The following is an 8035-nucleotide window of genomic DNA, read 5'->3' as shown; positions in this document are numbered from 1 at the left end:
ACCCCACACCCCACACCCCGTAAAGCTTTTAAGGCTGTTTGTCACCCCGTCAGCCTAGGGTGGCTATGATAAATTATTACAAAATAATAGCTATAGCCTTTGCTGATTAAGGCTTTGAGTATTTTAAAAATGTAATTTAAATAAAAATGTATGGCTCTCCTAGACTCATTTACTATAATCAGTCTAAGAGAGCCATTTAATGTTGCTTTGAACAGCTGTTTGCTGGAGATGGCTTGATTGGTTTTACTGGTGGTATCAGTGCGATTCTCGAACCGATTATGTTTCGTAGTAAAAGTTAATAGTTGTTGAACTAAGGCGGATTCATGTTCCAAGAGATTGCTGCTCAAATTGCTTTTTCTCCCTCCTTGCCCTATTTAGCCACAGTTCTAGGGGTGACTAGCATCGGGGGACTACTGGGCTGGCGCTGGTGGCAACGAAAAAATACTTACAAATCTCTAGAGTCACTCCCCTGTCCTCCCAAACACTGGTTATTGGGAAATCTTCCTCAGGTATTAGCAGCAGTCAAACAGAAGAAATTCTTCCAATTATGGTTTGATTGGAGCAAGCAGCTAGGCCCGATTTATGTTTTCTGGATGAACCCTCCACTTCTGGTTTTGGGTCAGCCAAAGGTGATTGAAAACACCATTGTGAATGGGATGAGAGATGGAAGCTTGGTTCGGTCTGAGCGAATCCGCCAAGTTTTGAACGACCTTGGTGCTGCTCCCATTCTTATCGGCCAAAACGGGACTGAGTGGCAGTGGCGACGCCAGGCTTGGAATCCTGAATTCAGTTCTAGAGGTCTGTCGAAATACTTTAACATTATTAACCTTGCCTGCGAACAAGTAATTGCCAGACTTCAGCAAGATGCACCGCAAACAGAGGTAATGGTAGATTCCGTGTTTGTGGAACTAACCATGAAGGTGATTTCGAGTTTAGTGATGGGAATTCCTGTGGATGGAAAATCGTCTAGTTCTGAAGGACCACCCCTCGATATTCTCAAGGCTCACGAGGCGATGTCTATTTTGGGCTATCGAGCCCTACGGTTAATGACTGGCGAGAAGATATGGATGAAATATTTGCCCACTAAGGCTTCACGAGATTACTGGAGAGCAAGGCGATATTTAGAGGGTGTGATTGGTCCGCGAGTGGACTTAGCCTTGAAGATGAGAGAACAAAACCCGACTAATTGGGGCCAGGTAAGTCCAAAGTTCCAGGAATCAATGTTGGTGAAAATAGCGGCTAAGGAACAAAAATACACTCGGAAAACACTGATAGCAGAAACTATTGAACTCTTGATTGCTGGTACTGATACCACAGCTCATACTTTATCTTTTGCAGTAGGAGAGTTAGCCTTAAATCCAAGGGTTTTTCAGAAAGCACAAGCTGTGGTTGACCAGAGTTGGCAAAGTAATGGTGGCCTTAAGGGTGGGATTAATACAGAAAGTCTGAAGAAATTGAGTTACATCGGTGGGATTATTAAAGAGACTTTGCGCCTTTATTCCGTTGCCTCAGGTTCCGCTTCCTTGAAGGCTCAACGTGACACCGTGATTGAGGGCAACCTGATTCCTCGTGGCACGATCATCCGGTTTTCAATGCTTGCTGCTGGGCGAGACCCAGAGGTCTATGCCAACCCCGAGGAATTTTTGCCAGAGCGTTGGTTAGACCAGGGCAAGGGCAGCAGCCCACTTCCCATGATAAATTTTAGCTCAGGTTCTCATCGTTGCTTGGGAGAGCATCTGGCAATGCTGGAAGCAACGGTAATACTAGCAATGCTGCTCCGTTATTTCGACTGGGAGTTGGTCAATGGTCGTTCATCTGTTGAACAGTTACAACAGAACCTTTTGATTTATCCGTCTGATGGGATGCCAGTGCGTTTTAAGGCCAGAGACTTCCAGTGTATTGAAGAAACTTACTAGGGAGTAGGGAGTAGGGAGTAGGGAGTAGGGAGTAGGGATTAAGGGCAGTCATGGGGGTTTCCACGGGGCTGACAATGATTTTTGGGTAACCTATCTCTTAATAAGAGACCTTCATGATATACCCAGTCATGCCCCTGACCGCTAACAGCTTTCCGACCCTTAACAGTAAGGTGTTAAGACCATGTTAAGCTTATAGATTAAAAGGCTCCCGACCACTATCTTATCATAGGCACGGACAACTATGCGACCTGATTTGCAGGACTTGGTGATTTCACAGGACTATCTCAGCAATTTGATTGGGGAGAAGCCAGAGCGAGTCAGAGGTTTTTTCCTAGAGAAACCAAAAGAACCAGGAGATTTCCTGATCAAATTGGGTAGAGGGTCCTTTCTATGGCTGAAATATAAGGCAGTTAGACGGCTGGTGAAAGAAGTGGATCGATACAATACGGTGATTAGAGCTGTACACATTAATGATCAATTAGAAGAAGCTGGTAATCCAGGTGTTGGTCTCAGTAATCGGGAGCGAGTGCTCGAAGCCCTTGGGGTGATGAAAACGGATTTAGTGCGTGCGTTGAAGACAGAACGAATTCTCAGGGAGAATAAGCAGTTTATTACTAAGAATCCTCAGCTATTTACTACTAATTTAACTACCTTGACCGCCCTGCACTTGAGTGATCAGGCCAGTGAGTATGGACGAGTGCTAGACCAAGCCTTGCAGGTAGCAGTGGGGGTACAAGAGGAAATGAGAAAATTGCAGAATCAGCGTTAGAGGCTCTATTTTAGGGAGTTGGGAATAGGAAACAGGGAAAAAATTCTGTGCATCGCTGGTTTTTTGAATATTGAGGATAATTAGGATGACAACAGTATTAAATCTAGAGCCCATTACCACTCTGACCAGAGAGCAGTTTTATCGCTTATGTAAGGCGAATCCTGATTTACAGCTTGAACGTTCACCCCACGGTAATTTAATTATTATCACCCCTTTAGGCGGAGAAAGTGGTAGTATTGAGGCGAATCTGATTGGTGATTTAATTATTTGGAATCGTCAGACTCGGTTGGGGGTTGTCTTCAGTTCTCAGACTGTGTTTAGTTTACCAGGTGGTGGCGATCGCTCTCCCGATGTATCTTGGGTAGCCCTGGAACGATGGACAGCACTGAGTCAAAAAGAAAGAGAAGGGTTTCCACCGATTTGTCCCGATTTTGTGATTGAGTTGCGCTCACGGACAGATCGATTAAAGCCGCTACAGGAGAAAATGCAAGAATATTTAGCCAGTGGCTTGCGTTTGGGTTGGTTGATTAATCCCCAGGATAAACTGGTAGAAATTTATATGGCTAACCAACCTGTAAAAGTAATAGCAATGCCTGTAGTGTTAACAGGAAATGAGGTGTTACCGGGGTTTAGTTTAGAAGTTAGAAGTTAGAAGTTATAAGTTAGAAGTTAGAATTAATAATTTTAGAATTGAGAATTGAGAATTGAGAATTGAGAATGAAGTTCGATGAGACTTTTTGCTAAGGAAGTGATGCCTTACGTTTAGAAAGTCGGGAGTCGGGAGTCGGGAGTCGGGAGTCGGGAAAAACCCTATATTATATATATAATATTACTATGAAAACAGCTATATAATATACCTTATTCTTTCTTCCCACACTCTCCCATCGGGTGCATCTCCTAAAAGTTGTTTGACCCAGCAGTGGTGCGTTACGGGCAGCAACCTAATCCTGGCTACGAGGTGAAACATGCAAGCCCCTAACTTGTCAAAAATTATTTAGGGTTGCTATATTTTGTTCAAATAGATTTGATTCAATTTCAGTTCAGGGATACAATAAATGACGGCTCCACTCTCTTTGTCCAAACTACTAAGCCCTTTTGAATTAGGTGATTTATCTTTAAAAAACCGAGTAGTAATGCCTCCTTTAACTAGAGGTAGAGCAGTTAATCTGGGTATTCCCAATGATTTAATGGTGGAATATTATACTCAAAGAACTGGAGTAGGTCTAATTATCACTGAAGGTACTTTTATTTCCCCTCAAGCTAACGGTTGGGTAAATGCTCCTGGTATTTATACTCTGGAACAAACTGAAGGGTGGAAAAAAGTTGTTAGTGGTGTACACTCTAAAAATACGCCATTATTTTTGCAGCTTTGGCACTGTGGTCGGGCTTCTCATAGTAGTTTCCATGATGGTAAGCTAGCTGTTGCTCCTTCAGCCATTAAAATTAACGAAGAATATGTTCATACCCCTCAGGGAAAACAGCCTCACGAAACTCCACGAGCCCTGGAAACTGAAGAAATACCCCAAATAGTAGAAGAGTATAAAAAAGCGGCTGAAAATGCCAAAGAGGCAGGTTTTGATGGGGTAGAAATTCATTCAGCTAATGGTTATTTACTGGACTCTTTCCTGCAATCTAAAACCAACCAAAGAACAGATAACTATGGTGGTAGTATTGAGAATAGATATCGTTTACTCAAAGAAGTAATCGAAGCTGTAATAACTGTTTTTCCAGTCAATAGAGTGGGGGTTCGTTTGTCTCCTAATGGTTTATTTAATGATATGGGGTCTGTGGATTATCGTGAAACCTTTCTTTATGTGGCTAAAGAGTTAAACAGTTATGGGTTAGCTTATATCCATCTATTAGATGGGTTGGCGTTTGGATTTCATGAATTAGGAGAACCGATGACTTTGGCTGAGTTTAAAAACGTTTTTGATGGTACAATTATTGGTAATTGCGGCTATACTAAAGAAACAGCCGAAGCGGCAATTCAAGAAGGTTTGGCGGATTTAATTGCTTTCGGAAGACCTATTCTGAGTAATCCAGATTTAGTTGATCGCTTCGCTAATAATTGGCCACTCAATCCTATTCCAGATGTGAAACTTTGGTATTCTCCAGGTAAAGAAGGTTATACTGACTTTCCTACTTATAATGCGGAAAACTAGCGAGGCTCTGACTAACTAAGTGCGGTCTAGCCTGAAATGTAAACCCTAAATGCATTTAGGGTTTACAATTTTTTGACCGAACAGTGGTTCATTACGGGGCAGGTTCAACTCTTGCCTCTTGCCTACTCTTTCCAGAGCCGCTGCTCCCTAAAATCCAGAAATTGTGTACCTCCTAGCTATGAGACTTGCTCTATAATAATAGATAAACCAAAAAACAACTACCAAGATCATGCTGGATTGGTTAGCACTGTGGGGACTTTCTAGTGCCGGTGGTTATCTCGCCAAGGAAGTAATTAGTCCGTTGGCCAAAGAGGCTCTAGAAGACTACACTAAAGATTTTTTCAAAGAATCTATCAAAGATTATACCGGACTATCGGATCAAGATACCCAGAAAAAACTCTTGGTTAAAGCCTTAAAAGCTTTTGTGGCTTTAATGGAAAAGGAATTAAAAGTTGCTGACCTATCTAAGCAAGAAATAAAACAGTATACTAAACCCCTCAAGGAGTATATTAAGAACCAATCCGTTAAAGCTATCCTGGGAAGTGCCTTTAACTATGGCTGTAAACAAATAGATACCGATACATTAGCCAAGACTTGGGTTGAGCTAAAGTTATTACCATTACCGGAAGAATTTCGGTGGAAGTATATTGGTAAACAGTATCTCAAGCAAGTACAAACTATCATCAAGCAATCGGATAAGTTACGGCCTATCTGGGATTCCCAAACTTTAGATGCGATCGCTGAAAACACTAAAGCTACAGCAGGCATTATCCCTGATTTTAACTTAAGGGAATATCAAGAAGCAATCCTAGAAAGCTATGGTAATTTAAAATTAGATAGTTTGGATACCGATGGTTCTGCCTATAATCAACTAAAACTATGGAGGATATTTATCCCCCAAAATGTGCGAGAAGTTCATGACCTGATGCCAGAGGCGATTCATGAACTGCCTAAAGATTATTATCAAAAAGTGCTAGAGAGTGGTCAACTAGAACAGGAAATTGACCAAAAGAAGTTGGAACTAGCTAAATACGCTTATTATCAACAGCCGATAAAATCCGTATTAGATGTGATCAAGGACTCTCAAGGCTATCGGTATTTGGTGGTTTTAGGAGACCCAGGCTCTGGTAAATCTACCTTGCTGCACTATTTAGCATTGGAGTGGGCAAGAACCGATCTAACTACTGAACGTTCTCTACAGATTCCGTTACTGATTGACTTACCCACTTATATCCGGAATCGCGATAGTGGACAGTGTCAGAATTTCTTGGAATTCTGCCATCAAAGTAGTGGAGCGATAGGTCATCTGAATCAAAATAAACTTGATGATCAGTTAAAGGCTGGTCAAGTCTTAGTGATGTTTGATGGCTTGGATGAAGTGTTTGAGCCAGGGAAACGAGAGGATGTAATTACGGATATTCATCGCTTTACCAATACCTATCCTAAAGTAAGAGTAATTGTGACATCTCGGGTAATTGGTTATAAACCCCAACGGCTACGGGATGCTGAATTTCGTCATGTTATGCTCCAAGACTTGGACTCGGAACAAATTCAAACCTTTATCGAGCACTGGCATGATTTAACCTTTACTGATCAAGCCGATAAAGTTAGGAAACAGGAGCGCTTACAAAAAGCAATTGAGACATCCTCCCCAATTCGACAACTGGGGCAAAATCCCCTATTACTAACCATGATGGCAATCCTGAATCGCAATCAAGAATTGCCTCGTGACCGCTCTGAACTCTATAACCAATCCTCTCGATTACTGCTCCATCAATGGGATGTGGAACGAACATTACTTGAAGATAATCGTCTTGATCCAAAGACAATTGATTATCAAGATAAGCAACAGATATTGGCAAAAGTAGCAGATTTCATGCAGAGCAATCAAGCAGGATTAGCGGGAAATCTGATTAGTGCAGAAGATTTAGAAAGGATTATCTTCGATGAGCTTAAATTACGGGAGGTTACTAATCCCAGAGCCGTTGCCAAGGTAATGATTAATCAGTTGCGCACCCGCAATTTTATCTTGTGTTTCATGGGAGCAGATTACTACGCTTTTGTGCATCGGACATTTTTGGAATATTTCTGTGCTTGGGAATTTGTCAGGAAATTTGAGAAAACCCAGGAGATTGACCTAGAACAGTTACAAACCCAGGTATTTGGTCAGCACTGGCGGGATCAATCGTGGCATGAAGTGCTCAGGTTGATTGTGGGCATGATTGATTCCAAGAAAGCTGGAGAAATGATTGAGTATTTGATGGCACAAGATGGAAATCGAAGGAATAAATTTAAGAATTTATTTCTGGCAGCAGATTGTTTGTCTGAGGTTAGGAATCGCTATGAGATTAAATTAACGGATACTGAATTACTGAATCGCTTTCAATACTTAGTTCAGTGTCAATATGAGGCAAGGTTAGTCCGTGATCTTCGCACTAAAATTGTTGTAGCAGTAGCCACCTATTGGCAAGACGATCCAGATACCTTAGCCCTACTTCAAGAATTGGCTCGCTCTGATACTGATTCGTGGGTGCGAGGTAAAGCAATTGAACAGTTAGCTCAAGGTTACCAAGACCATCAAGATACCTTAGCCCTACTTCAAGAATTGGCTCGCTCTGATACTAATTGGAGGGTGCGAGGTAAAGCAATTGAACAGTTAGCTCAAGGTTACCAAGACCATCAAGATACTTTACCCCTACTTCAAGAATGGGCTCGCTCTGATAAAGATTGCTTGGTGCGAGTTACAGCAATTGAACAGTTAGCTCAAGGTTGGCACGATCAGCCTTGGTTATGGGAATTTTTATGCGATCGCACTCTCAATGACCCCTTTGAGCTTAAGAAACCCTGGCATAGAAATCCTCGAGAAGCAGCCCTTAAGGCCATCCTCGAATATTATCCTAACCATTCCCAAACCCGATCCTTATTACAGGATAGAGCAGACCATGACTCCGATCCTCAACTGCGGAAGTTTGCTCAGGAGGAATTGGCCAGATTATCGAGCTTTTCATAATAATCAAGTATAGAGGGTTTCCAAACCATTTGTAAACTCATAGATTGTCGAAAAAGGCAAGAGGCAACAGGCAAAAGACAACAGGGGCAAGAGCTCCAGAGTTTTTTAGTTTACTAAAATAAGACCTTATCCGTTTACATTTCAAATGTAAAACCTAGATATACCAGATCTTTAGGGG

Annotated in this window: 5 protein-coding genes; all 5 read left to right on the top strand. The window is 41.9% G+C overall.

All coding sequences use genetic code 11. The features are described from left to right. Window positions 1–323 precede the first annotated feature (323 nt). Window positions 324–1916 (top strand): cytochrome P450, encoded by a 1593-nt coding sequence (locus tag AC4II3_RS16845; protein WP_488029121.1) that lies wholly within the window; start codon window positions 324–326, stop codon window positions 1914–1916. A gap of 241 nt (window positions 1917–2157) precedes the next feature. Next, window positions 2158–2685 carry a hypothetical protein gene (locus AC4II3_RS16840; RefSeq protein WP_293065828.1) on the top strand — a complete coding sequence of 176 codons (528 nt, stop codon included), beginning with the start codon at window positions 2158–2160 and terminating at the stop codon, window positions 2683–2685. An 85-nt stretch (window positions 2686–2770) separates the two neighbouring features. Then, a complete protein-coding gene (locus AC4II3_RS16835; protein ID WP_488016659.1) occupies window positions 2771–3337 on the top strand; it encodes a Uma2 family endonuclease in 567 nt (188 codons plus the stop codon). A 403-nt stretch (window positions 3338–3740) separates the two neighbouring features. Further along, window positions 3741–4847 carry an alkene reductase gene (locus tag AC4II3_RS16830; RefSeq protein WP_488016658.1) on the top strand — a complete coding sequence of 369 codons (1107 nt, stop codon included), beginning with the start codon at window positions 3741–3743 and terminating at the stop codon, window positions 4845–4847. A gap of 229 nt (window positions 4848–5076) precedes the next feature. Continuing rightward, complete coding sequence (locus AC4II3_RS16825; RefSeq protein WP_488029120.1) at window positions 5077–7857, top strand: NACHT domain-containing protein; 2781 nt, start codon at window positions 5077–5079, stop codon at window positions 7855–7857. Window positions 7858–8035: the final 178 nt, after the last annotated feature.

The organism is Moorena sp., from assembly GCF_982860115.1.
Note: the sequence above shows the minus strand (reverse complement) of the source record. Positions and strands in the feature narration are given on the sequence as shown.

Coding starts and splice junctions, on each gene's coding strand:
- AC4II3_RS16830 (WP_488016658.1), top strand. CDS start 3,741: ATGACGGCTCCACTCTCTTTGTCCAAACTACTAAGCCCTTTTGAATTA.
- AC4II3_RS16825 (WP_488029120.1), top strand. CDS start 5,077: ATGCTGGATTGGTTAGCACTGTGGGGACTTTCTAGTGCCGGTGGTTAT.
- AC4II3_RS16845 (WP_488029121.1), top strand. CDS start 324: ATGTTCCAAGAGATTGCTGCTCAAATTGCTTTTTCTCCCTCCTTGCCC.
- AC4II3_RS16835 (WP_488016659.1), top strand. CDS start 2,771: ATGACAACAGTATTAAATCTAGAGCCCATTACCACTCTGACCAGAGAG.
- AC4II3_RS16840 (WP_293065828.1), top strand. CDS start 2,158: ATGCGACCTGATTTGCAGGACTTGGTGATTTCACAGGACTATCTCAGC.